We start from the raw sequence: 23,873 nt of genomic DNA, 5'->3' as shown, positions 1-23,873 counted from the left end.
CGCGCTCATTGCGTCTCGGTTTGCTGCTCGACTTTGGCCGCATTCTTGCGGGTTTTGCGAGCGGCAGTGGGCGCCGACGCGGCCGCGCTAACGCGTTCGCGCGCTATCGCGCAGTAACTTTCATTGATCTCATAGCCGACGAATTCGCGCTGCTGCCGAGCGCAAGCGACTGCGGTGGTGCCGCTGCCCATGAACGGGTCGAGCACGCGCCCGCCCTTCGGACAACTTGCCAGCACCATCCGCTCGACAATTTCCAGAGGCTTCTGGGTCGGGTGATCGACGCGCTCGGCGTGTTGCCGATGCAGCCGCGATACCGACCAGACATCCTTCGGATTATAGCCAAGCTCCAGCCACTTACTGCCTTCGAACAATTTACGCGAACGCGCCTTCTTCGTGACGGCATCGTACGGGATGCGGACGGGATCGAGATCGAAAAAATAATCTTTCGACACCGCGAAAAAGCCGATGTTGTCGTGCACCGAGGTGAACCGGCGAACCGTTCCACCCATGCTCGGTACACGCCGGTCCCAGATGATTTCGTTGATCATCGTGAGTTTTGTCTTCAGGAAGCTGAAGATTTCCGGCGCGTACTGCCAGGTGCAGAAGATATACAGCGAACCCGACGGCTTGAGCTTCGGAATAGCCAGTTCGAGCCAGCCACGCGTCCAGGCGAGGAAATCCTCGCCTGAGCGCATGTCGGAGTCGTTGCCATAATCCTTGCCGAGCCCATAAGGCGGATCGCACAGGATCAGGTCGATCGATCCGTCGGGGATGTTCGCTACATCGGTCAGAAAATCGCGGTTCAACAGCCGGATGCCGGCAGGCACCTGCGCTAACAAGGGTGCAGGCGCCTCGGCCGCCACTACCTCGGCGGCCGGGCTGGTTTCAAGCGCCGGTTGCGGCTCGTCGAACTCGTCGCGCATCGTCGCGGCGCTCAGAACTGAATGCCCGATCGCTCAGCGACCGTATGCATGTCCTTGTCGCCGCGGCCCGACAGATTGACCAGAAGGACCTTGTCCTTCGGCAGCGTCGGCGCGAGCTTCGCGGCGTAGGCCAGCGCATGGCTGGACTCGAGTGCCGGAATAATGCCTTCGATGCGACAGCAATCGTGGAACGCCTTGAGCGCTTCTTCGTCGGTGATGCTGACATATTGCGCGCGATTGCTGTCTTTTAGCCATGCATGCTCGGGGCCGACACCCGGATAGTCCAGACCGGCCGAGATCGAATGGGTCTCGATGATCTGACCGTTCTCGTCTTGCAGGAGATACGTGCGGTTGCCGTGCAGCACGCCCGGCGTGCCGGCGATCAGCGAGGCTGCGTGCCGGCCGGTTTCGATCCCGTCACCCGCCGGCTCGACGCCGATCAGTTGCACCGAAGTGTCTTCAATGTATGGGTAAAAGATACCCATTGCATTCGAACCGCCGCCAACGCACGCAATCACGGCGTCCGGCTGGCGGCCGACCAGTTCGGGCATCTGCACCTTGCACTCGTCGCCGATCACGCGCTGGAAGTCGCGCACCATCATCGGATACGGATGCGGTCCCGCCACCGTGCCGATAATGTAGAACGTGTTTTCGACGTTAGTCACCCAGTCGCGCATCGCTTCGTTGAGCGCGTCTTTCAACGTGCGCGAGCCGGACGTCACGGGCACGACGGTCGCGCCGAGCAGCTTCATCCGGTAGACGTTGGCCGCCTGGCGGCGCACGTCTTCTTCGCCCATGTAGACCACGCATTCCATGCCGAAGCGCGCCGCGATGGTCGCGGCCGCCACGCCGTGCTGACCCGCGCCGGTTTCCGCGATCACGCGCGGCTTGCCCATGCGCTTTGCGAGCAGCGCCTGGCCAATCACGTTATTGATCTTGTGAGCACCGGTGTGATTCAGGTCTTCACGTTTGAGGAAAACCTGGGCGCCGCCGAGCATTTCGCTCCAGCGTTGTGCGTGATAAATGGGGGACGGACGACCCACGAAATGCTTCAGTTCGCGCTCGTATTCGGCGACGAATTCCGGGTCTTTTTGAAATTTCTCATACGCGGCACGCAGTTCGTCGAGTGCGTGAACCAGCGTTTCAGCGACGAACACGCCGCCATACTGGCCGAAATGGCCTCTTTCGTCAGGCAAGTTATACATGGTGATCACTCTTCTCAGTGTGGCGCACGGCTTTCATATGAGAAAACCGCGCCGCCTGAATCATTCAGCGTCCGCTGCGCGCACTGCGCGTACGAACGCCGCCATCCGGGCGTGATCTTTCACGCCCTTGGCGCCCGGCACTTCGATGCCGCTCGAGACATCGACCGCGTACGGGCGCACGCGATGGATCGCATCACTGACGTTTTGCGCGTTCAACCCACCACTCAAAACGGCCCGACGCGCGAGCTCTGCTGGAATAAGTGACCAATCGAAAACCTTCCCGCCGCCGCCATAGCCTTCGACATGGGTGTCGAACAGAAGGCCGCTGGCTGCTGAATAGTTAAGCGCTGATTTTACCAAATCTGCCGGTTGAGTATCCGCCGCGACTCGCAAAGCGCGCAACCAAGGCAAACCCGCAACGCTGGCGAGGGATTCGCACTGCTCCGCGGTTTCGTCGCCGTGGAACTGCAGCAGCGTCAGCCCGACATTGCTGGCAACTTCGCGGATCCAGTCCGGCGTTGCGTTCACGAACAAGCCGACTACCGATATGAACGGCGGCACGTCATGCACCAGCTCGACGGCTTGCGCGACGCTCACCGAACGCGGGCTCGGCGGATAGAACACGAGGCCGATCGCGTCGGCACCGAGGTCGATCGCCAGCGACACGTCTTCCGGCTTCGACAGGCCGCACAGCTTGATGCGCGTGCGATGCGGCGCGGCATGCTGCTGCGCGCCGGCGTTTGCTTCGGCTGCCAGATTTTCAGTTGATTTCATGTTTGCGCTTGCTCGGTCCATACGGTACTCCACGGCACGCTGCCGGTCTGCGGCGCGGGCACGGCGAAATGCTCAGGATAGCCCACCTGCGCCAGGTACAGGCCGTCAGGCATGAAGGTCGGCGCGGCACAGTCGCGATCGCGGCTGGCGAGAACCTCGACCATCCATTCGGCCGGATGGCGTCCACGGCCAATATCGACGAGACAGCCCATCAGGTTGCGCACCATGTGGTGCAGGAACGCGTTCGCCCGAAAACGGAAATGAACGAAGTCGCCCTGTTGCCGCACGTCGATCTGGTACAGATGTTTGACCGGCGTTTTCGCCTGGCATTGCGACGAACGGAATGCCGAAAAATCGTGTTCGCCGATCAGATGGGCCGCGGCGGCCCGCACGGCCTCGACGTCGAGCGGCGTGTGTACCCAGCCGGCTCGCGTATCCTGCATTGGCGAGCGGAACGGATGGACGTACAGGACGTAGTAATAGGTCCGTTCGAACGCCGAAAAACGCGCGTGGAATTCGTCGGGCATCGGCTTGGCCCATTGCACGGCAATCGTCTTCGGCAGGAAGGCGTTGGTGCCGCGAATCCACGAAAAGTCAGTGCGATCGAGTTCGGTATCGAAATGCACGACCTGACCGAGGCCGTGCACGCCAGTATCCGTGCGCCCAGCCACAACGGTTTGCACAGGCGTTTGCGCGAACTCGCGCAACGCCCGTTCGAGCTCGTCCTGCACAGTCTTGCCGTGCGGCTGCGACTGCCAGCCGCAGAATGCCGAGCCGTCGTACTGGACGCCTAACGCAATACGCTTCACGACAAAGGCGCGAGCGTCGAGAGCAGCGCGCGAGCCTCGGTGCGCGTGGCCGGATCGTTCGCTTCGATCACTTCGTTGATGAGCGTGCGCGCGCCGGACAGATCACCGAGGTCGATATATTCGGCGGCCAGATCGAGCTTGTTGCGGGCGATGCGGCTTAGATCCGCTCGCGTGAAAACCGGCAACGGTTGAGCTGGGCTCGGCGGCAACTCCAGGTCGAAATCGAGCTTCAGCGCGCCAAAGCCGGCTGCGCCCAGGCCCGCGACGGCTGCGTGGCCTGCGGTGCCGGCGGTGATTTCGTCAGCGACATGCGGGAAGTCGTCCGGATCGTGCGGCGCCACAGCTTGCTGCGCAGTGATTTCCGGGGAGGCAACCGGTGGTGTCGCAAGCGATCCGGGTACGCTCACCGCTTCGTCGTCGGTCGATTCGACGCGCGGCGGCAATGGCATGTTGAGACTGCTGAATGCGTCGAGGGCGTCGCGCGGGAACTCGGTCGGCACGGACAGCGCGGGCTGAACTGGCGTGATGGGTGCCAGTTCGAAATTTGGTGCGCCGTCGGGCGTCGCGGGTTCGGCGTGCTGATGTGACTGCGGTTGTGGTTCGACGTGGACTGCGTCCTGTTGGGCCGGGGGTACTGCCGACACCGCTGGCACCGGCGTATCGAACGCCGACGTCTCGCCGTGCGGCTGACCGAACGGCGAAGTCGTGTGCGGTTCGGCCTGCTGCCGCGTGAAGTCGATAACCGGGGGTGGGGTGTCCTGATGGCTCCACGACTCTGCAAGCGGCTCATTCGTCGGCTCTGCCAACGGCGTGGCCTGCGTGCTTGCCGGCTCGTCGTCCCATTGCAGAGGGTGCGGAGGCGCCTCTTGCTGGAAGCTCTCGTCGACCGGCTCAAGCGGTGTCAGCGGCAATGCTTCAGCACCGAGTTCCGCGGCGGCTGCGAGGCTTGCAGCCGTGGTCGCCCCGTCGAGGTTTTCGTGATAGGCCGAGGGAAGAGGTTCGGTGTCCGGGCTCGGTTGCGTAGCTTCGAACGGCGCGGGTGTCGGGTGGATTTCCTGCAATGCGTGTTGGAACGCGTCGTGGTCTTGTGCGGGCAAGCCTGTGAGCGGTTGGTGAGCACCGGCTTCGTGTTCTGCTGCGGCGCGTTGCGCCGCGTCATGATCTTCTGCCGCACGCGCAGCCGCGGCTTTGTCTGCCTCCGCGCGTTCAGCTTCGGCGCGCTCCGCCGCAGCCTGTGACGCAGCTGCGTGTTCGGCTTCTGCCTTCTCCACCGCAGCGCGTTCCGCTTCTGCACGTTCCGCCGCCTGGCGTTCGGTCGCCGCGCGCTCTGCATTTTCTCGCTCTGCTGCCTCGCGTACCGCGGCTTCACGCGCCGCCGCCGCGCGAATTTCCGCTTCACGCTCCGCTGCCACGCGTTCCGCCACTTCTCGCGCTGCCGCGTCATCCCCAGCGCTCTCGTGGTCAGTCGGCGCCGACGCCGCTGCATGCCCTGCTGCCGCTTCGCCGCTTACGTCTGACGCTTCGTGCGTCGAATCGACATCCTGCGACGCAGCCGCTCGCGCGGAAGCCGCCGCTGCGTCCTCCGCCAGCGAGGAGCCGCCTGTCGCGGCAGCAGCAACGCGCTTACGTCGACCCAGACGCAAAGCGGCCAGCAGCGCGACCAACGCCGCGCCGATCGCCGCCGCGATGCTCAAATTCGTCTGCGAGATGCCGGCGTCGGTCGACGTGGAAACCGGCGCGCTGCCATGACCGGAAACGGCTGCCGCAGACGAAGCGCCGGCGGCCGGTTGCGCACCGTTTGTAGCAGGCGGGACCGTCGCGGCCGGCGTACCGCCGATGCCATGTTTCTGCAGTTCCATCAGCACGCGGTTTTTCAGCGCAAGCAATTGCTGCAAGCTCGAAACCTGCGCGCGCGGTTGCGATGCCGGTTGTGCGCCGGCCGCCGCTGCGGCAGCCGCCGACGCGCCTTCGGCAGCCTCACTGGCCGAAGGCTGGATCGCGCCCGACCAGACGTGTGCGCCGCTGGCCGGCACGGCCTGCGACCCTGCTACGGCGGCCACGCCGGCCGCTGCCGAGCTACCCGGCGTCGCCGAGCTGGCTTCAGCCGTCGAGCTGGCCGTCCCTGAAACCGCAGGCGTGGCAGCCTGAGCCGCAGCGCTTGCCGCGCTCGCCGCCGCGGCGTTGACCTGCGCCACGCCGCTCGCGGCGCCGACAGCAGCACCAACCGTCGCCGCGTTCGGCGCGGAAGCCGCCGCAGCCGTAGCGGCCGATGACGCCGCAGACGCAGACCCCGCAACCGGCGCAGAAGCCGCCGGAGCGCCGGTCGCATCCAGTGCCGGGATCGTCAATAGCGCGCCGACACGCATCCGGCTCGGATCATGACTCATGAAGGCGTTCGGATTCGCCTCGAACAGCGCGCGCGAAGCGCGTGCGAGCGTCCCCTTGTCGTGCGATTGCGTGACGGCAATCGCCACGTCATTCAACGACTGCCCGGGCCGCACCGTATATTGGCTCCCGGCGGCGTAAGAAACGGAAGCGCCCTCGGGCGCGCTCGCGGCGTCGCCCGGCGCTGCCACTGCGCTACCCACACCGGCGCCCGCCAGCGCGAACGCAAAAGCGGTCATGGCCGTCAGCCGGCCTATACCTTGATGCATAGACATAGCCCGAAGGGAAGAGAGTCGAAGGTTCATCGGGACTCCAGGCGCGTCAGCGCGCAGCCCTTTTTTGCGGTTGAAAAGAGACAAGATAATCGGAGCACACAATGAAAAAAGCGCCGCGCAAGCGCGACGCTTTTTGAGTTTTCTACACGTCGTGAGCGCGTAGTTTACTTTACTTGTCGAGCACAATGCGAAGCATGCGACGCAGCGGTTCTGCCGCGCCCCACAGCAGCTGATCGCCGACCGTGAAGGCCGACAGATATTCGCCGCCCATCGCCAGTTTGCGCACACGGCCAACCGGCACAGTCAGCGTGCCCGTGACCACGGCCGGGGACAGATCGCGCATGGAGGCTTCGCGTTCGTTCGGCACAACCTTGACCCAGTCGTTGCCCGACGCAAGGATGCTGTTCACTTCGTCCAGCGGCACATCCTTGTTCAGCTTGATGGTCAATGCCTGCGAGTGGCAGCGCATTGCGCCGATCCGCACGCAGAGGCCATCTACAGGGATCGAACCCGGCGTGCCCATAGCCGGCTTGCCCAGAATCTTGTTGGTTTCCGCGCCGCCCTTCCATTCTTCCTTCGACATGCCGTTACCGAGATCCTTGTCGATCCACGGAATCAGCGAGCCGGCGAGCGGCACGCCAAAGTTGTCGGTCGGCATACGGTCGCTGTTCATGGCGCTCAGCACGCGACGGTCGATGTCGAGAATCGCCGACGACGGATCCGCCAGGTCTTCCTTGGCCGCGCCGTACAGCGTGCCCATTTGCTGCAGCAGTTCGCGCATGTTTTGCGCGCCCGCGCCCGAAGCGGCCTGATACGTCATGGCCGTCATCCAGTCGACGAGGTTTTCGCGGAATAGGCCGCCCAGCGCCATCAGCATCAGGCTGACCGTACAGTTGCCGCCGATGAAATTCTTCTGGCCCTTGACCAGCGCGTTCTTGATCACGTCGAGGTTGACCGGATCGAGAATGATGACCGCGTCATCTTTCATGCGCAGCGACGAGGCCGCGTCGATCCAATAGCCGTTCCAGCCCGCTGCGCGCAGCTTCGGGAACACTTCATTCGTGTAATCGCCGCCCTGGCAGGAGATGATCGCTTCGCACTTCTTCAGGTCTTCGATGCTTGTCGCATCTTTGAGCTTGGTCTCGTTTTTGGCGAACGACGGCGCGTTGCCGCCCGCGTTGCTGGTGCTGAAAAACACCGGTTCGATCAAGTCGAAATCGCCTTCCTGTTGCATACGTTGCATCAGGACGCTGCCGACCATACCGCGCCAACCTACGAGACCTACGTTCATGACTTCATACCCTTCGAATGGAAACTTCCCCGCATCTTTGCCCGCAGTGACCGCGCGGGGAAGATGAGCGGGCACGACGGACGATCAGCGTTTCGTGATCGTTTTCGGGGTAATCGTTTTAATGAGCGCTTTGATGGTAATGGCGAGCTCAACCACACGGGCCGTTTTGCCGTGCAGTTTCGAAATCGAGGAGATTTGAGCCATGTGCGCCATCGCTACAATATACACGAAAACCGGAATCTGGCGACGTGATCGTCTGCCGCTATCGTCCGTATTGCGCGCGAATCGGCCTGTTTCGAGGCCAATTCGCGTTTTAAAGGTCGCTTTGAAGACTGTTTAGCGGCCTAACTACCAAGTGCTTCAAAGCGCCTTACAGCGCGGCGACCACTGCATCGCCCATCGCCACGGTGCCGACCTGCTTGCAACCCGGCGTCAGGATATCGCCCGTGCGGAGGCCTTGCTCCAGCACCCTCTTCACCGCGTTTTCGATGCGATCCGCCTGTTCCGCCTTGTTCAGCGAATAGCGCAGCATCATCGCGGCCGACAGAATCGTTGCCAACGGATTCGCCACGCCCTTGCCGGCGATATCCGGCGCGGAACCGTGCGACGGCTCGTACAAGCCCTTGTTGTTCTTGTCGAGCGATGCCGACGGCAGCATGCCGATCGAGCCCGTCAGCATCGCGGCTTCATCCGACAGAATGTCGCCGAACATGTTGCCGGTCACAACCACGTCGAACGCCTTCGGCGCCTTGACCAGTTGCATCGCCGCGTTGTCCACGTACATGTGCGACAACTCGACGTCAGCGTATTCCTTCGACACGTCGATCATCACGTCGCGCCAGAACTGCGACGTTTCAAGCACGTTGGCCTTATCCACGCTCGTCAGCCTCTTCTGGCGCTTTTGTGCGGCCTGAAACGCGACGTGCGCAATGCGGCGCACTTCGGGTTCCGAATAACGCATCGTGTCGAAACCTTCCTTCGCGCCTTCAAACAGCCCATCCGGCGACGAACGCACGCCGCGCGGCGCGCCGAAGTAGATGTCGCCGTTCAGTTCGCGCACGATCAGGATGTCGAGACCCGAAACGATCTCTTCCTTCAACGAGGAAGCGCCCGTGAGTTGCGGATAGCAGATTGCCGGACGGAAGTTCGCGAACAATTGCAGGTGCTTGCGCAGACCGAGAATCGCCTGCTCCGGACGCAGCGCACGTTCGAGCGAGTCGTACTTCCAGTCGCCAACGGCGCCGAACAGGATCGCATCGGCTTCTTTCGCCAGCGCCAGCGTCGAATCGGGCAGCGGATGGCCCTTCGCTTCGTAACCCGCGCCGCCAACCGGCGCTTCTTCGAGTTCGAACTTTTCGCCCAGCACGTTCAGGACCTTGACGGCTTCCTTGACGATTTCGGGACCGATGCCGTCGCCCGGCAAGACTGCGATCTTCATGCGAGTTTCCTTGATGATTTTCTTCGAGACTTTTCTAAGCGTGAATCAGCGAGCCGGTGGGCTCTCGGGCCTATAAGGCCTTACCCGACGATGCGGTGATTCAGCCACGGCTGCTTCGCGATCCGCTCGGCTTCGAACTGGCGAATCTTGTCAGCATGACGCAGCGTGAGGCCGATATCGTCGAAGCCATTCAGCAGGCAGTACTTGCGGAACGCTGCCACTTCGAACGGATATTCGGCGCTACCGTCCGACGTGCGCACGACTTGCGCTTCCAGGTCGACGGTCAGCTTGAAGCCGTTGAACGCGTACGTTTCGTTGAACAGGTGATCGACTTGCTGTTCGGTCAGCACGATCGGCAGCACGCCGTTCTTGAAGCAGTTGTTGTAGAAAATATCGGCGAAGCTCGGCGCAATGATTGCGCGGAAACCATACTGCTCCAACGCCCACGGTGCGTGCTCACGCGAGCTGCCGCAACCGAAGTTCTTGCGCGCCAACAGCACTGAAGCGCCCTGATAGCGCGGCTGATTCAGCACGAAATCCGGGTTCAGCGGACGCTTCGAGTTGTCTTGACCCGGCTCGCCGTGGTCGAGGTAGCGCCATTCGTCGAACGCGTTCGGACCGAAACCCGTGCGCTTGATCGACTTCAGGAATTGCTTCGGAATGATCGCGTCCGTGTCGACGTTCTCACGATCGAGCGGCGCCACGACGCCGGTGTGTACGATGAATTTATCCATGACGCTTGCGCCTGTTTCGAGACCGGGCGATGCGCGTGACGGCCGGAAAACCGCCCGGCGCATCGCCGGCAAAAATCAAAAACCGCTTATTTGTCAGCGTGATTGCTGATCGAATTGCCGAGGTGCGACATGTCCTCGCCAAATCCGTGCACCGTGTTGCAGCCGGCCAGACCGAGCAATAGCCCGGCCAGGGTACCGAGTGCGAAACGCCGCAAAAGAGTGGTGCGATTCATGTTCTTCATCATGCGTGTTTATCCAAGCTTGCGAATATCGACGAAATGCCCTTCGATAGCCGCTGCAGCAGCCATCGCGGGGCTCACGAGGTGGGTACGGCCACCGGCGCCCTGACGACCTTCGAAATTACGATTCGACGTGGATGCGCAACGCTCGCCCGGATCCAACCGGTCGGCGTTCATTGCGAGACACATCGAGCAACCGGGCTCACGCCATTCGAAACCGGCATCCGTAAAGACCTTGTCGAGGCCTTCACGTTCCGCTTGCGCCTTCACCAGACCCGAACCCGGCACGACCATGGCCAGACGGATGTTCGGTGCAACGCGGCGGCCGAGCTTCTTCACGACGTATGCCGCAGCGCGAATGTCTTCAATGCGCGCGTTGGTGCACGACCCAATGAAGATTTTATCCGGCTTGATGGATTCGATCGGCGCATTCGGTTCGAGCGCCATGTACTTCAGCGCGCGCTCCATTGCATCGCGCTTGACCGGGTCTTTTTCGCGCTCCGGATCCGGCACGCGGCCGTCCACGGCCGTGACCATTTCCGGCGACGTGCCCCACGTGACTTGCGGCACGATTTCCGCAGCGTTCAGCTCGACCACGCGGTCGAATTGCGCGCCTTCGTCTGACTTGAACTGCTTCCAGTACTCGACCGCGTGATCCCACTCGACGCCTGCCGGCGAAAAGGGACGGCCCTTCAGGTATTCGATCGTGGTGTCGTCTACAGCGACCATGCCGGCGCGCGCGCCCGCTTCAATCGCCATGTTGCAGACCGTCATGCGGCCTTCCATGGACAGCGCGCGAATCGTCGAACCGCCGAATTCGATCGCATAGCCCGTGCCGCCTGCCGTGCCGATCTTGCCGATGATCGCGAGCACGATGTCTTTCGCCGTACAGCCGCGCGGCAACGGGCCTTCGACCTTCACCAGCATGTTCTTGCTCTTCTTCTGCAAGAGCGTTTGCGTGGCCAGCACGTGCTCGACCTCCGAGGTGCCGATGCCGTGCGCCAGCGCGCCGAACGCGCCGTGCGTGGACGTGTGCGAGTCGCCGCAGACAATGGTCATGCCCGGCAGCGTAGCGCCCTGCTCCGGCCCGATGATGTGCACGATGCCCTGACGCAGGTCGTTCATCTTGAACTGCGTGATGCCATAGGCGTCGCAGTTCGTGTCGAGCGTATCGACTTGCAGCTTGGAGACCGGATCGGCAATGCCGTGGCTGCGATCCGTTGTGGGGACGTTGTGGTCCGACACCGCCAGATTCGCGCTGATACGCCACACCGGACGTTCAGCCAGCTTCAGGCCTTCAAACGCCTGAGGGCTGGTGACTTCGTGCAGCAGGTGACGGTCGATATAGAGAATCGTCGTACCGTCTTCTTCCGTGTGGACCACGTGTGTGTTCCACAATTTGTCGTAGAGAGTCTGTGCCATGGTATGCGGGGTAGTAATGACTGCGGGCTGACTGTGTCGGTCGATTATGCCACGCAGAACCCCGCTTAGGGCCCATGAATCATGCAAAAAACCGATAAAAAACAGGGAGTTGGGTGGTAGTGACGATACCTGTATGGATGTTACCCGGACCCCTATTGCCACCGGCAGTTGCACCTATCCAAAACAAAACGCCCCAACGGTCGACCCGTTGGGGCGTTTTTCATTCATCCAGTCTCACGCATTTCACAGCCCTACGGGCGATAAAACGCGCCGCAAAGACTACCGCTTAGCGTTGCGCTATCGGCTTCGCTTCGCGTTGCGTGTCGCCGATGAACAGTTGACGCGGACGGCCAATCTTCTGTTCCGGATCAGCGATCATTTCGTTCCACTGTGCAATCCAGCCGACCGTACGTGCCATCGCGAAGATACACGTGAACATCGACGTCGGGATGCCCAGCGCGCGCTGCACGATGCCCGAGTAGAAGTCGACGTTCGGGTACAGCTTGCGCGACACGAAGTATTCGTCTTCCAGAGCGATCTTTTCCAGCGCCATGGCCAGCTTGAACAGCGGGTCGTCGTGCAGGCCCAGCTCTTCCAGCACTTCGTGGCAGGTTTCGCGCATCAGCTTCGCACGCGGATCGTAGTTCTTGTAGACGCGGTGACCGAAGCCCATCAGCTTCACGCCCGAGTTCTTGTCCTTCACCTGCTTGATGAACTCAGGAATATTGTCGACCGAACCAATCTCTTCCAGCATGTTCAGCGCGGCTTCGTTCGCACCACCGTGCGCCGGGCCCCACAGGCAAGCGATACCGGCCGCGATACACGCGAACGGGTTAGCGCCCGACGAACCCGCCAGACGAACCGTCGAGGTCGACGCATTCTGTTCGTGGTCAGCGTGCAGGATCAGGATACGGTCCAGCGCACGCACCAGCACGTCGTTGACCTTGTACTCTTCGCACGGGTTCGAGAACATCATGTGCATGAAGTTCGCGCTGTACGACAGGTCGTTCTTCGGGTACGCAAACGGCTGACCGATGCTGTACTTGTACGCCATCGCGACGAGCGTAGGCAGCTTCGCGATCATGCGAATGGCCGACACTTCACGGTGACGCGGATTGTTGATGTCGAGCGAGTCGTGATAGAACGCCGACAGCGCGCCGACTGCAGCGACCAGAATCGCCATCGGGTGTGCGTCGCGACGGAAGCCACGGAAGAAGAAGTGCATTTGCTCATGCACCATCGTGTGCTTCGTGACGGTGTTCACGAACTCGTCTTTCTGCTGCGCGTTCGGCAGTTCGCCCTTCAGCAGCAGATAGCAGGTTTCGAGGAAGTCGGCGTTTTGCGCGAGGTTGTCGATCGGGTAGCCGCGATACAGCAGCTCGCCCTTGTCACCGTCGATGTACGTGATCGCCGAATTGCACGCCGCCGTCGACATAAAGCCCGGGTCGTACGTGAACTTGCCGGTCTGGCCGTACAGTTTGCGGATGTCGATCACGTCCGGGCCGAGAGTGCCCTTGTAAATCGGCATTTCAACGCTCGGCGAATTGTCGCTGAACGATAGCGTGGCTTTAACATCTGACGGGGTCATAGCACATCCTCAATCGAAGTATGGAAACAGGGTTTCGATAATTTGCACGCCTGGGAACAACGGACAAGCGGCGCTCAAGACGTTAGCGGTGCTCAAGCATTCCGCAACAGCTCCAGCACCCGGATCACATCCGGGTCGGCAAGTTCGCCTTCCGGTTCCTTGCGAACGAGCAGCAAGTCCATCAGGTCGTTATCGCTCAGCTCGAGCAGGCGCGTGAGAGCGCCAACATCGGCATCGCTGAGGTCATGCTCATATCGGCTGAAAAAACGTTCAAAGATCAGATCGTTTTCCAGCAGGCCCCGCCGCGCGCGCCAGCGAAGGCGCGCGCGGCGGAGAGGGTCGGACTGATGCGATGTTTCTGTGTTCATCCTAGACTGCGCGGCGAACCATCAATTCCTTGATCTTGCCAATCGCCTTGGTCGGGTTCAGGCCCTTCGGGCAGACGTCGACGCAATTCATGATCGTATGGCAACGGAACAGACGGTACGGATCTTCCAGATTGTCGAGGCGTTCACCCGTCGCTTCGTCGCGGCTATCCGCGATGAAACGATAGGCCTGCAACAGACCAGCCGGGCCGACGAACTTGTCCGGATTCCACCAGAAGCTCGGGCACGACGTAGAGCAGCTAGCGCACAGAATACATTCGTACAGGCCGTCGAGCTCGTCGCGTTCTTCCGGCGACTGCAGACGTTCCTTTTCCGGCGGCGGCGTATCGTTGATCAGGTACGGCTTGATCGAGTGATACTGGTTGAAGAACTGCGTGAAGTCGCAAATCAGGTCGCGCACGACGGGCAGGCCCGGCAGCGGACGCAGCACGATCTTCTGCGGCAGGTCGTTCATGTTCTGCAAGCAGGCCAGACCATTCTTGCCGTTGATGTTCATCGCGTCCGAACCGCACACGCCTTCACGGCACGAACGGCGGAACGACAAGGTTTCGTCCATCGCTTTCAGCTTGAGCAGCGCGTCGAGCAGCATGCGTTCGTGCGAGTCGATTTCGATCTCGTACGTTTGCATGCGCGGCGCTGCGTCCTTGTCCGGATCGTAGCGGTAAATTTCAAATGTACGCTTGGCCATTTCTGAATTCCTTTGACTTGTGCCTTAGAAGGTACGCGCTTTCGGCGGCACCGATTCGACGGTCAGCGGTTGCATCTGAACCGGCTTGTAGTCGAGGCGATCGCCTTCGCTGAACCACAGCGTATGGCGCAGCCAGTTTTCGTCGTCGCGATGTTCGAAGTCGTCTTGCGCGTGCGCGCCGCGGCTTTCCTTGCGGGCTTCGGCGGAAACCATCGTGGCGCGGGCCACTTCGATCAGGTTCTCCACTTCCAGTGCTTCGATACGCGCCGTGTTGAACACCTTCGACTTGTCTTTCAGGTAGATGTTGTCGACACGGTCAGCCACTTCGCGAATCCGCTCGACACCTTCGGCCAGCAGCTTCGACGTGCGGAACACGCCTGCGTGCGCCTGCATGGTAGAGCGGATGTCGGCCGCAACGGTCTGCGAGTATTCGCCCGACGTGGACTTGTCCAGCTTGTTCAGACGCGCCAGCGAGAAATCGCCTGCGTCGGCCGGCAGCGGCTTGTGTTCCTTGATGTCCTTCACGTGCTTGACGATGTGGTTGCCGGCCGCGCGGCCGAACACCACCAGGTCGAGCAGCGAGTTCGTGCCGAGACGGTTTGCGCCGTGCACCGACACGCACGAGCATTCGCCCACTGCGTAGAAACCGTTGACGACCTCCTTGTGATCCCGCGACGTGCCAACGACCTGGCCGTTGATGTTCGTCGGGATACCACCCATCTGATAGTGGATGGTCGGCACAACCGGAATCGGCTCTTTAATACAGTCGACGTTCGCGAACTTCATGGCGATTTCGCGGATCGACGGCAGACGCTTCATGATCGTCTCAGCGCCGATGTGCGACAGGTCGAGCAGCACGTGGTCCTTGTTCGGACCCACGCCACGGCCTTCCTTGATTTCCTGGTCCATCGAACGCGAAACGAAGTCGCGCGGCGCCAGATCCTTCAGCGTCGGCGCGTAGCGTTCCATGAAACGCTCGCCGTTCGAGTTGCGCAGAATGCCGCCTTCTCCACGCACGCCTTCGGTAATCAGCACGCCCGCGCCGGCCACGCCGGTGGGGTGGAATTGCCAGAATTCCATGTCTTGCAGTGCGATACCCGAACGCGCGGCCATGCCCAGGCCGTCACCGGTGTTGATGAACGCATTCGTGGATGCTGCGAAGATCCGGCCCGCGCCGCCCGTAGCGAACAGCGTGGTCTTGCCTTCGAGGATGTAAACGTCGCCGGTTTCCATTTCCAGCGCGGTGACACCAAGCACGTCGCCGTCGGCGTCGCGGATCAGATCCAGCGCCATCCATTCGACGAAGAACTGCGTCTTGGCTGCCACGTTTTGCTGGTACAGCGTGTGCAGCAGCGCGTGACCCGTACGGTCAGCGGCCGCGCAAGCGCGTTGCACCGGTTTTTCGCCGTAGTTGGCGGTGTGGCCGCCGAACGGGCGTTGGTAAATCGTGCCGTCAGCGTTACGGTCGAACGGCATGCCGAAGTGTTCGAGCTCGTACACGGCGTTCGGTGCTTCACGGCACATGAACTCGATCGCGTCCTGGTCGCCGAGCCAGTCGGAACCCTTGATCGTGTCGTAGAAGTGGTAGTGCCAATTGTCTTCGCTCATGTTGCCGAGCGAGGCGCCGATGCCGCCTTGGGCAGCGACCGTGTGCGACCGCGTCGGGAACACCTTGGACAGCACGCAAACCGACAGACCGGCGCGCGCGAGTTGCAGCGAAGCGCGCATCCCCGAGCCGCCTGCGCCGACGATAACCACGTCAAACTTGCGACGCGGCAGAGAATTCTTGATTGCAGCCATTCTTTTACACTCTCCAGAGAATCTGCGCAGCGTAGCCCGCACATGCGAGCAGCCAGACGATCGTCAGCGCTTGAAGAAACAGGCGCGTGCCAACGGGCTTCACATAGTCCATCCAGATGTCGCGGATACCAACCCACGCGTGATAGAACAGCGACAGCAGCGTGACGAACGTGGCGAGCTTCATCCATTGCGTTGCAAAGATCGAGGCCCAGCCGTCATACGAGAAGTCGCGCGCGCCGAAGAACCACGCGAGCAGGATCACCGTGTAGACGGCCATGATGCAGGCGGTAATGCGCTGGGCGAGCCAGTCGCGCAGGCCGTAATGTGCGCCGACGACGAGACGCTTCGGACCGATTCGGTTATTAGCTGCCATTTTTTTAGAATGCTCCGAAGAGTTTGAGCGCGAAAGCAATCGTCAGAAGCGACGAAACGACCAGCACCACGATGGAGGTTTGCTTGCCCTTCTCTTTAGTCGTGAGGCCGTGGCTCGTGTCCATGAACAGGTGACGGACACCCGCGCAGAAGTGGAACAGGAAGGCCCACGCGAGAACGAGCGTGATGAGCTTGACAATGATGTTGGAGAGGAAGCCCTTGAAGACTTCGAAACTGAGTTCGGAAGTCAGGCTCTGATCGAAGAGGTACAGCAGGAACGGAAGAAAAACAAAAAGCAGCCCACCGCTTAGGCGGTGCAAGATCGACACGCGCCCCGCTAGCGGGAGACGGTATGCCGTCAAAATCTGCCCGATACCGATGTTCCGGAATTCCGGCCTCGGTTTTTTTACGGCTTCAGCCATGCTAGACCCCTACTATGTAGTCACACTAATCCGCAATTTTAGCGCCTTTTTATATCGCGCTGCAGCGAAAACCACTACAGGTCCGTTACAGCGCGCGCGATAAAGGCGCCTTCAAACAGGCGCGCGTGTGGGACGCGACGCCTTTTTTCGTCCCGATTCAGCTCAGATCGTTCTGATAGTAATACCCGGTTGTGACATACCAACCACGGCGCACCTCAACCGGCCGGTCTCCATATGTATAGGAGACGCGTTCGACCGAAAGCAGCGGGAAACCCGCCGGCACATGCAGCAGATCGGCGACCGCCGGATCAGCTGCGACCGCGCGGATCTTCTCCGTTGCGCGGATCATGCGTGTGCCGAATTCCGTCTCGAACATGGCGTAGAGGGGACCTTTATACTCCGACAGCCGCTCGAGCGTGAGCCCGCGAAACACCGCGCCGGGTAACCAGATTTCGTCCAGTACGGTGACTTCACCGTCGAACTGCAGCAAGCGCTTGATCAACACCACCGGATCGGCGGGTTTCAGATCGAGTTGCCGGGCGATGTCCGCCGAAGCACGCAAACGCCGACACTCAAGCAGGCGGCTGACGTGCGGATGTTCCGCGCCGTCATCGGCCAGTAATCTGAGGAAGCGAAACTGGGCGCGGTCTTCATTGTGCGTTGCAACAAAAGTACCCTTGCCCTGGCGGCGCACCAGCAGGTTGTCGGCAGCAAGCTCGTCGATCGCTTTGCGCACAGTTCCCTGACTGACCTTGAATCTGGCCGCCAATTCGACTTCACTAGGAATGATCTCGCCAGGTTTCCATTCGCCGGTTTCGAGGCTCTGCGTAATCAAGCCCTTGATCTGCTGATACAAGGGGCTGAAAGTGGGCGACGTGGCGGGCGTGGCAGCGGATACACCCTCGCCCGTGGCCCCATGGCCGTTCGGATTCGCGGTGTTCGCCTGGTTCGAAGTCATCCGCGCATTTCATCATAAAGGGCCGGGCCGCGTCTAGGGTTTTCCCCGCAACAGATATGTCTTATATAAGACATAAGATAATGTTGACTTTGTGTCTGACGGCTCCTACACTCCTTGTCGAGCAAGGGTTTGCGGGTTTTTCGGCGGCTGTTTTGCACTGTGCAATACAGCGCCGCAGCGCACCGGCAGCCACTCTGCGCCATGCTGTTCCCACGCAGTCCAGGTTTCGATTCGCCGCCATTCGTTGGTCAGACGCTTGCCGAAACGCGCTGTTTGCAGGAGCCCGCATCGTGCAGCGGCTACCCGGCGCCAGGATGCCCCGCTCCCCGCCCAGCAGCACAGGTTTCCGGCATGGCGGTCTTGCCGCAGCGCGCCGCACAGCCTCGGCACATTCCGAGGCCGTACGCAAACAGTGAATTCCGCCGTGTTTCACAACGCTTCGCTGAACGCACATATAGAATGGCGTTTTCCCTAGCGTCTAACGCATCGTCCTGGAGATTTCTCAATGGCTAAGCCCGCAAAGCGCGTTGCCGTCACCGGCGCCGCAGGTCAAATCGCTTACTCCCTACTGTTCCGCATCGCCAATGGCGACCTGCTCGGTAAGGACCAGCCGGTTATCCTGCAACTGCTCGACCTGCCGCAAGCGCAAGGCGCCGTCAAAGGCGTCGTGATGGAACTGGATGATTGCGCATTCCCGCTGCTGTCGGGTGTCGTGATCACTGACGACCCGAAGGTTGCATTCAAGGATGCAGACGTTGCCTTGCTGGTCGGCGCACGTCCGCGTTCGAAAGGCATGGAGCGTAAAGACCTGCTGTCGGCAAACGCCGAAATCTTCACGGTTCAGGGCAAGGCGCTGAACGAAGTCGCGAGCCGCGACGTGAAGGTGCTGGTGGTCGGCAACCCGGCCAACACCAACGCTTACATCGCAATGAAGTCGGCGCCGGATCTGCCGAAGAAGAACTTCACCGCCATGCTGCGCCTCGACCACAACCGCGCGCTGTCGCAATTGGCCGCCAAGTCGGGCAAGCCGGTCGCTTCGATCGAAAAGCTGGCTGTGTGGGGCAACCACTCGCCGACCATGTACCCGGACTTCCGCGTTGCAACGGCAGAAGGTCAAGACCTGACCAAGCTGATCAACGACGAAGAATGGAACCGCAACACGTTCATCCCGACCGTCGGCAAGCGCGGCGCGGCGATCATCGAAGCGCGCGGCCTGTCGTCGGCAGCGTCGGCAGCTAACGCTGCAATCGACCACGTGCGTGACTGGGTGCTCGGCACGAACGGCAAGTGGGTCACGATGGGTATCCCGTCGGACGGTTCGTATGGCATTCCGGAAGACATCATCTACGGTGTGCCGGTTACGTGCGAAAACGGCGAGTACAAGCGCGTTGAAGGTCTGGCAATCGACGCGTTCTCGCGCGAAAAGATGGACGGCACGCTGAACGAGCTGCTCGAAGAGCGCGAAGGCGTTCAACATCTGCTCGGCTAAGCCCTGATGCAGACGAACCGGAACTCCGTAGCTTTATCGCGGCGGGTTCCGGTTTTTTACGTGCGAATGCAGGTACGTCCCACGAAATTGCGGTTCACTTCGCAATTTGTCGTGCCAGTATTCGCCTCTGATTCGAACGCGCTTTGCGTCATGGCTGGTTGATCGCCGAGCAGAACGCGTCCGAATCCGATTTACCCACCCGACCACCCAGAATCCTGACGCCGAAGATGCGCGCCCTCACACCCGCCGAAGTGCTGTTTGACGGCGAAGTGCCGCCCGCTGTGCTGCCTGCCTGCGATCACTACGCCGGCAGCGAGAAGCTGATGCTGAAATCACTGGCATTGCAGCAGCAACTCGGCCCGGTGTTCGACATCACGCTCGATTGCGAAGACGGTGCACAGGTCGGCCGCGAAGCGGAACACGCGGAGCTGGTCGCATCGCTGCTGGGCAGCGAGCATGACCGCTTCGGCCGCGTCGGCGTGCGGATTCACGACTTCGATCACGCGCACTGGCGTGATGACGTCCGTCTCATTCTGCGGGCCGCAAAGCGAGCGCCTGCTTACATCACCCTGCCGAAAATCCGCAACGTGCCCGATGCCGCCGAAATGGTCGCGTTCATCGAGGCGATGCGGCGTGAACTCGGCATCGCGCAGCCGGTACCGGTGCAACTGCTGGTCGAGACGCATGGCGCATTGACGCGCGTGTTCGATCTGGCCGCGCTGCCCGGCGTCGAGGCGCTGAGCTTCGGCCTGATGGACTTTGTTTCCGCGCACGATGGCGCGATTCCCGACACCGCCATGCGCTCGCCCGGTCAGTTCGATCATCCGCTGGTGCGGCGCGCCAAGCTCGAGATTTCGGCGGCCTGTCATGCGTACGGCAAGGTGCCGTCGCATAACGTCAGCACCGAAGTGCGCGACATGAGCGTCGTCGCAAACGACGCCGCACGTGCCCGCAACGAGTTCGGCTACACGCGCATGTGGAGCATCCATCCGGCGCAGATCGAAGCGATCGTCGCTGCGTTTGCTCCGCGCGACGAAGAAATCGTCACTGCTACCGAAATTCTGCTGGCTGCGCAGTCGGCGCAATGGGGGCCGACGCGCTATCACGACACGCTGCATGACCGGGCGAGCTATCGCTACTACTGGTCGGTGCTGCGTCGCGCGCAATCCACGGGTCGCGCCGTCCCGCAAGACGCTGCGCCGCTCTTCACGAAAGTGGGCGCTAACGGGCAAGCCGCATGATGAGCACGATGGCCAATGCAGCAGTCGGCGTGGCAGCGCTGGAAAGCGCCCTCGTGTGGCGCCGTACAAGCGAATCGAAGCAGCGTCTCGCGCAGCAGGAAACAGACGTCGAATCCGTGGTTCAACCGGAAACAATGAGCAGGCACAAAGGAGATTGCGGGAGATGAGCGAGACGACGCAAACCGCCGGTGCACAAGGCGAGAACGAATCTAAAAGCGCCTTCAAACCGAAGAAATCCGTCGCGCTGTCCGGTGTGACGGCTGGCAACACCGCGCTGTGCACGGTCGGCAAGACCGGCAACGACCTGCATTACCGCGGCTACGACATTCTCGACATCGCCGGCGCATGCGAATTCGAAGAGATCGCTTATCTGCTGGTCCACGAAAAGCTGCCGACGCAAGCCGAACTGACCGCCTACAAGACCAAGCTCAAGGCGTTGCGCGGTTTGCCCGCGAACGTGAAAGCCGCGCTGGAGTGGATTCCGGCCGCCGCGCACCCGATGGATGTGATGCGCACCGGCGTGTCGGTGCTCGGCACCGTGTTGCCGGAGAAAGACGACCACAACCTGCCGGGCGCACGCGACATCGCCGACAAGCTGATGGCCTCGCTCGGTTCGATGCTGCTGTACTGGTACCACTACTCGCACAACGGCAAGCGCATCGAAGTTGAAACCGATGATGATTCGATTGGCGGCCACTTCCTGCACCTGCTGCACGGCGTAGAGCCGTCGAAGGCGTGGGTCGACGCGATGCATGTGTCGCTGAACCTGTACGCCGAGCATGAATTCAACGCGTCGACGTTCACCGGCCGTGTGATCGCCGGTACGGGATCGGACATCTACTCGGCGATTACCGGTGCAATCGGTGCACTGCGTGGCCCGAAGCATGGCGGCGCCAACGAAGTCGCGTTCGAGATCCAGTCGCGCTATCAGACGCCGGATGAGGCTGAAGCCGACATCCGCAAGCGCGTCGAAAACAAGGAAGTGGTGATCGGTTTCGGTCACCCGGTGTACACGATTTCCGACCCGCGCAACAAGGTCATCAAGGAAGTCGCGAAGAAGCTGTCGAAGGAAGCGGGCAACCTGAAGCTGTTCAATATCGCCGAGCGACTTGAAACAGTGATGGCAGATGTGAAAAAGATGTTTCCAAATCTCGACTGGTTCAGCGCGGTTTCGTATCACATGATGGGCGTGCCGACGGCGATGTTCACGCCGCTGTTCGTGATCGCCCGTACGGCAGGCTGGAGTGCGCACATTATCGAGCAACGGATCGACAACAAGATCATCCGTCCGAGTGCGAATTACACCGGTCCAGAGAATTTGAAGTTCGTGGCGCTAAATAGGAGAAAATAGCGGTCGCTGTGCGCTTTCGAAGCGCGTGCAGTTCAACCCTCGCGGTTGCCAGGACCGGTAGCCCGCGTACTGTTCAACTGAAACTAGATAGAAAGGTTCTCCTCCATGAATAAGCTGTTGATCGCCGCCGTAATCGGCGCTTTGTCCACGACGATGCTGACCGTTGCGACGGATGCCGCTGCACAAACCACCACCACGCCGGCTGCCAAGGCTGTGCCGAAGAAGCCGCAACCGAAGCGCCTGATCAAGCGCAAGGCCAATCCTGCCAAGGAAGCGAAGGTTGATCCGGTGCCGGAAGGTTCGGAAAAGTGGTCGTGCAACGAAGGTCTGGCATTCGACCTGAAGGGCGACATGAAGCGTGACCAGATCGTCACGGTTCACTGGGCGAACAAAAACTACAATCTGCCGCGCGAATCGACCACCACGGGCGCAGACCGCTTCCACGACGCAGCATCGGGTATGGACCTGGTCGTGATCCCGACGAAGGCAATGCTGTTCTCGGATAAGGACAGCTCGCGTCTGGCCGACGAGTGCAAGACGGTAGCCATGCAACAAGGCGCACCGGCTCCGACGCAATCGAACGCGATCGATAAGACCAGCAACTAATCAGTTACATCAGGAAAGCTCCCCGATGTCCGCTCCGATTTCCAACGTGCGACCCGACCCGGACTCAGTCCTGGTCGATATCGTCGATTACGTACTGGAATTTCCGATCGACAGCACGCTCGCGCTTGACACCGCGCGTAACTGCCTGATCGATACGCTCGGCTGCGGACTCGAGGCGCTCACCTATCCTGCCTGCACCAAGCTGATGGGACCGATTGTGCCGGGCACGATCGTCCCCAACGGCGCGAAGGTGCCGGGCACGTCGTTCCAGCTGGACCCGGTTCAAGCCGCCTTCAATATCGGCGCAATGATCCGCTGGCTGGACTTCAACGACACATGGCTGGCTGCCGAATGGGGCCATCCGTCGGATAACCTCGGCGGGATTCTGGCAACGGCCGACTGGCTCTCGCGCAGTGCCATTGCAGCGGGCAAAAAGCCACTGACGATGAAAGACGTGTTGATCGGCATGATCAAGGCGCACGAAATTCAAGGCTGTATCGCGCTCGAAAACTCGTTCAACAAGGTCGGGCTCGATCACGTATTGCTGGTGAAGCTGGCTTCCACCGCCGTGGTCGGCCAACTGATCGGTTTGACGCGCGAAGAGTTAATCAACGCGGTATCGCAGGCGTTTGTCGATGGACATGCGCTGCGCACCTACCGTCACGCGCCGAACACGGGTTCGCGCAAGTCGTGGGCGGCAGGCGATGCGACTTCGCGCGCCGTACGTCTTGCGCTGATCGCGAAGACTGGCGAGATGGGCTATCCGTCGGTGCTGACCGCGAAGACGTGGGGCTTTTACGATGTCCTGTTCAAAGGCAATGCGTTCAAGTTCCAGCGTCCGTATGGCTCGTACGTGATGGAAAACGTGTTGTTCAAGATCTCGTTCCCGGCTGAATTCCACGCGCAGACGGCGGTGGAAGCGGCAATGACGCTGCATGCGCAACTCAATGCAGCAGGCAAGCGAGTGGAAGACATCAAGAAGATCACGATCCGCACACACGAAGCCGCGATCCGTATCATCGACAAGAAGGGCCCCCTGAACAATCCGGCCGACCGCGATCATTGCATTCAATACATGATCGCCGTGCCGTTGATCCATGGCCGCCTGACGGCCGCGGATTATGAAGATTCGATCGCGCAGGACGCGCGTATCGATGTGCTGCGCGCCAGGATGGAATGCGTCGAAGACGCGCAGTTCACGAAGGATTACCACGATCCGGAGAAGCGTTCGATCGCCAATGCACTGACGGTCGAATTCAACGATGGGTCGACGTTCGACGAAGTTGTAGTCGAATACCCGATCGGTCATAAGCGTCGTCGCGAAGACGGGATACCGTTGCTGGTCGAGAAGTTCAAGACCAATCTCGCGCGCCGCTTTCCGGTCAAGCAACAACTGGCGATTCTCGACGTGTCGCTCGATCAGGCAAGGCTCGAAGCCATGCCGGTCAATGAATACGTCGATTTGTACGTCATCTAG

The 23,873-nt window shown here is 61.0% G+C and carries 22 protein-coding genes; 5 read left to right on the top strand and 17 right to left on the bottom strand.

All coding sequences use genetic code 11. The features are described 5' to 3' along the window. Positions 1–5 precede the first annotated feature (5 nt). The 17 genes from M0D68_RS05060 to M0D68_RS04980 form a co-directional block, all read right to left on the bottom strand. Positions 6–923, bottom strand: coding sequence for a site-specific DNA-methyltransferase (locus tag M0D68_RS05060; protein WP_200617432.1), 918 nt, complete (start codon positions 921–923; stop codon positions 6–8). An 11-nt stretch (positions 924–934) separates the two neighbouring features. After that, complete coding sequence (trpB, locus tag M0D68_RS05055) at positions 935–2,128, bottom strand: tryptophan synthase subunit beta (protein ID WP_054034924.1); 1,194 nt, start codon at positions 2,126–2,128, stop codon at positions 935–937. 60 nt (positions 2,129–2,188) lie between these two features. Next, positions 2,189–2,902 carry a phosphoribosylanthranilate isomerase gene (locus tag M0D68_RS05050; protein ID WP_054034795.1) on the bottom strand — a complete coding sequence of 238 codons (714 nt, stop codon included), beginning with the start codon at positions 2,900–2,902 and terminating at the stop codon, positions 2,189–2,191. Then, complete coding sequence (gene truA, locus M0D68_RS05045; protein WP_266223909.1) at positions 2,899–3,711, bottom strand: tRNA pseudouridine(38-40) synthase TruA; 813 nt, start codon at positions 3,709–3,711, stop codon at positions 2,899–2,901. The genes M0D68_RS05050 and truA overlap by 4 nt, the downstream gene beginning before the upstream one ends. Continuing rightward, a complete protein-coding gene (locus M0D68_RS05040) occupies positions 3,708–6,401 on the bottom strand; it encodes a FimV/HubP family polar landmark protein (protein ID WP_266223908.1) in 2,694 nt (897 codons plus the stop codon). Before M0D68_RS05040 ends, truA begins: the two co-directional genes overlap by 4 nt. Positions 6,402–6,540: 139 nt before the next feature. After that, on the bottom strand, positions 6,541–7,662 hold the full coding sequence (gene asd, locus M0D68_RS05035) for an aspartate-semialdehyde dehydrogenase (RefSeq protein WP_027805102.1): 1,122 nt from the start codon (positions 7,660–7,662) through the stop codon (positions 6,541–6,543). Between the two features lie 370 nt (positions 7,663–8,032). After that, positions 8,033–9,100: a 3-isopropylmalate dehydrogenase gene (leuB, locus tag M0D68_RS05030; protein ID WP_211699796.1), complete on the bottom strand. Its 1,068-nt coding sequence runs from the start codon at positions 9,098–9,100 to the stop codon at positions 8,033–8,035. A gap of 80 nt (positions 9,101–9,180) precedes the next feature. Next, on the bottom strand, positions 9,181–9,834 hold the full coding sequence (gene leuD / locus M0D68_RS05025) for a 3-isopropylmalate dehydratase small subunit (protein WP_154557949.1): 654 nt from the start codon (positions 9,832–9,834) through the stop codon (positions 9,181–9,183). Positions 9,835–9,920: 86 nt separating this feature from the next. After that, positions 9,921–10,079 carry an entericidin A/B family lipoprotein gene (locus M0D68_RS05020; RefSeq protein WP_028196115.1) on the bottom strand — a complete coding sequence of 53 codons (159 nt, stop codon included), beginning with the start codon at positions 10,077–10,079 and terminating at the stop codon, positions 9,921–9,923. 6 nt (positions 10,080–10,085) lie between these two features. After that, the gene (gene leuC / locus M0D68_RS05015; RefSeq protein ID WP_154557951.1) at positions 10,086–11,495 is read right to left on the bottom strand and encodes a 3-isopropylmalate dehydratase large subunit; all 1,410 of its coding nucleotides are present in this window, start codon (positions 11,493–11,495) and stop codon (positions 10,086–10,088) included. Between the two features lie 286 nt (positions 11,496–11,781). Further along, the gene (gene gltA / locus M0D68_RS05010) at positions 11,782–13,083 is read right to left on the bottom strand and encodes a citrate synthase (protein WP_028196113.1); all 1,302 of its coding nucleotides are present in this window, start codon (positions 13,081–13,083) and stop codon (positions 11,782–11,784) included. 92 nt (positions 13,084–13,175) lie between these two features. Then, positions 13,176–13,451, bottom strand: coding sequence for a succinate dehydrogenase assembly factor 2 (locus M0D68_RS05005; RefSeq protein ID WP_074289032.1), 276 nt, complete (start codon positions 13,449–13,451; stop codon positions 13,176–13,178). 1 nt (position 13,452) lies between these two features. After that, a complete protein-coding gene (locus tag M0D68_RS05000) occupies positions 13,453–14,157 on the bottom strand; it encodes a succinate dehydrogenase iron-sulfur subunit (protein WP_054034792.1) in 705 nt (234 codons plus the stop codon). Between the two features lie 24 nt (positions 14,158–14,181). Further along, positions 14,182–15,957 (bottom strand): succinate dehydrogenase flavoprotein subunit, encoded by a 1,776-nt coding sequence (gene sdhA / locus M0D68_RS04995; protein ID WP_093634934.1) that lies wholly within the window; start codon positions 15,955–15,957, stop codon positions 14,182–14,184. 4 nt (positions 15,958–15,961) lie between these two features. Then, on the bottom strand, positions 15,962–16,330 hold the full coding sequence (gene sdhD / locus M0D68_RS04990; protein ID WP_054034791.1) for a succinate dehydrogenase, hydrophobic membrane anchor protein: 369 nt from the start codon (positions 16,328–16,330) through the stop codon (positions 15,962–15,964). 4 nt (positions 16,331–16,334) lie between these two features. Beyond that, positions 16,335–16,751, bottom strand: coding sequence for a succinate dehydrogenase, cytochrome b556 subunit (gene sdhC / locus M0D68_RS04985; protein ID WP_054034790.1), 417 nt, complete (start codon positions 16,749–16,751; stop codon positions 16,335–16,337). 157 nt (positions 16,752–16,908) lie between these two features. Next, positions 16,909–17,709: a GntR family transcriptional regulator gene (locus M0D68_RS04980; RefSeq protein WP_054034789.1), complete on the bottom strand. Its 801-nt coding sequence runs from the start codon at positions 17,707–17,709 to the stop codon at positions 16,909–16,911. 505 nt (positions 17,710–18,214) lie between these two features. On the opposite strand from M0D68_RS04980, the gene M0D68_RS04975 reads away from it, so the two are divergent. The 5 genes from M0D68_RS04975 to M0D68_RS04955 all read left to right on the top strand — a co-directional run bounded on the left by M0D68_RS04975 (position 18,215) and on the right by M0D68_RS04955 (position 23,873). Further along, positions 18,215–19,198: a malate dehydrogenase gene (locus tag M0D68_RS04975; RefSeq protein ID WP_074289036.1), complete on the top strand. Its 984-nt coding sequence runs from the start codon at positions 18,215–18,217 to the stop codon at positions 19,196–19,198. 227 nt (positions 19,199–19,425) lie between these two features. Then, complete coding sequence (locus M0D68_RS04970; RefSeq protein ID WP_256457304.1) at positions 19,426–20,439, top strand: CoA ester lyase; 1,014 nt, start codon at positions 19,426–19,428, stop codon at positions 20,437–20,439. A 163-nt stretch (positions 20,440–20,602) separates the two neighbouring features. Further along, a complete protein-coding gene (gene prpC / locus M0D68_RS04965) occupies positions 20,603–21,790 on the top strand; it encodes a 2-methylcitrate synthase (RefSeq protein ID WP_054034786.1) in 1,188 nt (395 codons plus the stop codon). 105 nt (positions 21,791–21,895) lie between these two features. Then, positions 21,896–22,396, top strand: coding sequence for a hypothetical protein (locus M0D68_RS04960; protein WP_200617449.1), 501 nt, complete (start codon positions 21,896–21,898; stop codon positions 22,394–22,396). 25 nt (positions 22,397–22,421) lie between these two features. Beyond that, complete coding sequence (locus tag M0D68_RS04955) at positions 22,422–23,873, top strand: bifunctional 2-methylcitrate dehydratase/aconitate hydratase (RefSeq protein ID WP_093634419.1); 1,452 nt, start codon at positions 22,422–22,424, stop codon at positions 23,871–23,873.

Origin of the sequence: Paraburkholderia sp. SEWSISQ10-3 4, from assembly GCF_030464785.1 — a bacterium.
GTDB lineage: Bacteria > Pseudomonadota > Gammaproteobacteria > Burkholderiales > Burkholderiaceae > Paraburkholderia > Paraburkholderia aspalathi.
Note: the sequence above shows the minus strand (reverse complement) of the source record. Positions and strands in the feature narration are given on the sequence as shown.

What these genes read in the sequence shown, in the direction of transcription:
- M0D68_RS05060 (WP_200617432.1), bottom strand. Translation starts at nt 923, where the DNA reads ATGCGCGACGAGTTCGACGAGCCGCAACCGGCGCTTGAAACCAGCCCG.
- trpB (WP_054034924.1), bottom strand. Translation starts at nt 2,128, where the DNA reads ATGTATAACTTGCCTGACGAAAGAGGCCATTTCGGCCAGTATGGCGGC.
- M0D68_RS05050 (WP_054034795.1), bottom strand. Translation starts at nt 2,902, where the DNA reads ATGAAATCAACTGAAAATCTGGCAGCCGAAGCAAACGCCGGCGCGCAG.
- M0D68_RS05040 (WP_266223908.1), bottom strand. Translation starts at nt 6,401, where the DNA reads ATGAACCTTCGACTCTCTTCCCTTCGGGCTATGTCTATGCATCAAGGT.
- asd (WP_027805102.1), bottom strand. Translation starts at nt 7,662, where the DNA reads ATGAACGTAGGTCTCGTAGGTTGGCGCGGTATGGTCGGCAGCGTCCTG.
- leuB (WP_211699796.1), bottom strand. Translation starts at nt 9,100, where the DNA reads ATGAAGATCGCAGTCTTGCCGGGCGACGGCATCGGTCCCGAAATCGTC.
- leuD (WP_154557949.1), bottom strand. Translation starts at nt 9,834, where the DNA reads ATGGATAAATTCATCGTACACACCGGCGTCGTGGCGCCGCTCGATCGT.
- M0D68_RS05020 (WP_028196115.1), bottom strand. Translation starts at nt 10,079, where the DNA reads ATGATGAAGAACATGAATCGCACCACTCTTTTGCGGCGTTTCGCACTC.
- leuC (WP_154557951.1), bottom strand. Translation starts at nt 11,495, where the DNA reads ATGGCACAGACTCTCTACGACAAATTGTGGAACACACACGTGGTCCAC.
- gltA (WP_028196113.1), bottom strand. Translation starts at nt 13,083, where the DNA reads ATGACCCCGTCAGATGTTAAAGCCACGCTATCGTTCAGCGACAATTCG.
- M0D68_RS05005 (WP_074289032.1), bottom strand. Translation starts at nt 13,451, where the DNA reads ATGAACACAGAAACATCGCATCAGTCCGACCCTCTCCGCCGCGCGCGC.
- M0D68_RS05000 (WP_054034792.1), bottom strand. Translation starts at nt 14,157, where the DNA reads ATGGCCAAGCGTACATTTGAAATTTACCGCTACGATCCGGACAAGGAC.
- sdhA (WP_093634934.1), bottom strand. Translation starts at nt 15,957, where the DNA reads ATGGCTGCAATCAAGAATTCTCTGCCGCGTCGCAAGTTTGACGTGGTT.
- sdhD (WP_054034791.1), bottom strand. Translation starts at nt 16,330, where the DNA reads ATGGCAGCTAATAACCGAATCGGTCCGAAGCGTCTCGTCGTCGGCGCA.
- sdhC (WP_054034790.1), bottom strand. Translation starts at nt 16,751, where the DNA reads ATGGCTGAAGCCGTAAAAAAACCGAGGCCGGAATTCCGGAACATCGGT.
- M0D68_RS04980 (WP_054034789.1), bottom strand. Translation starts at nt 17,709, where the DNA reads ATGACTTCGAACCAGGCGAACACCGCGAATCCGAACGGCCATGGGGCC.
- M0D68_RS04975 (WP_074289036.1), top strand. Translation starts at nt 18,215, where the DNA reads ATGGCTAAGCCCGCAAAGCGCGTTGCCGTCACCGGCGCCGCAGGTCAA.
- M0D68_RS04970 (WP_256457304.1), top strand. Translation starts at nt 19,426, where the DNA reads ATGCGCGCCCTCACACCCGCCGAAGTGCTGTTTGACGGCGAAGTGCCG.
- prpC (WP_054034786.1), top strand. Translation starts at nt 20,603, where the DNA reads ATGAGCGAGACGACGCAAACCGCCGGTGCACAAGGCGAGAACGAATCT.
- M0D68_RS04960 (WP_200617449.1), top strand. Translation starts at nt 21,896, where the DNA reads ATGAATAAGCTGTTGATCGCCGCCGTAATCGGCGCTTTGTCCACGACG.
- M0D68_RS04955 (WP_093634419.1), top strand. Translation starts at nt 22,422, where the DNA reads ATGTCCGCTCCGATTTCCAACGTGCGACCCGACCCGGACTCAGTCCTG.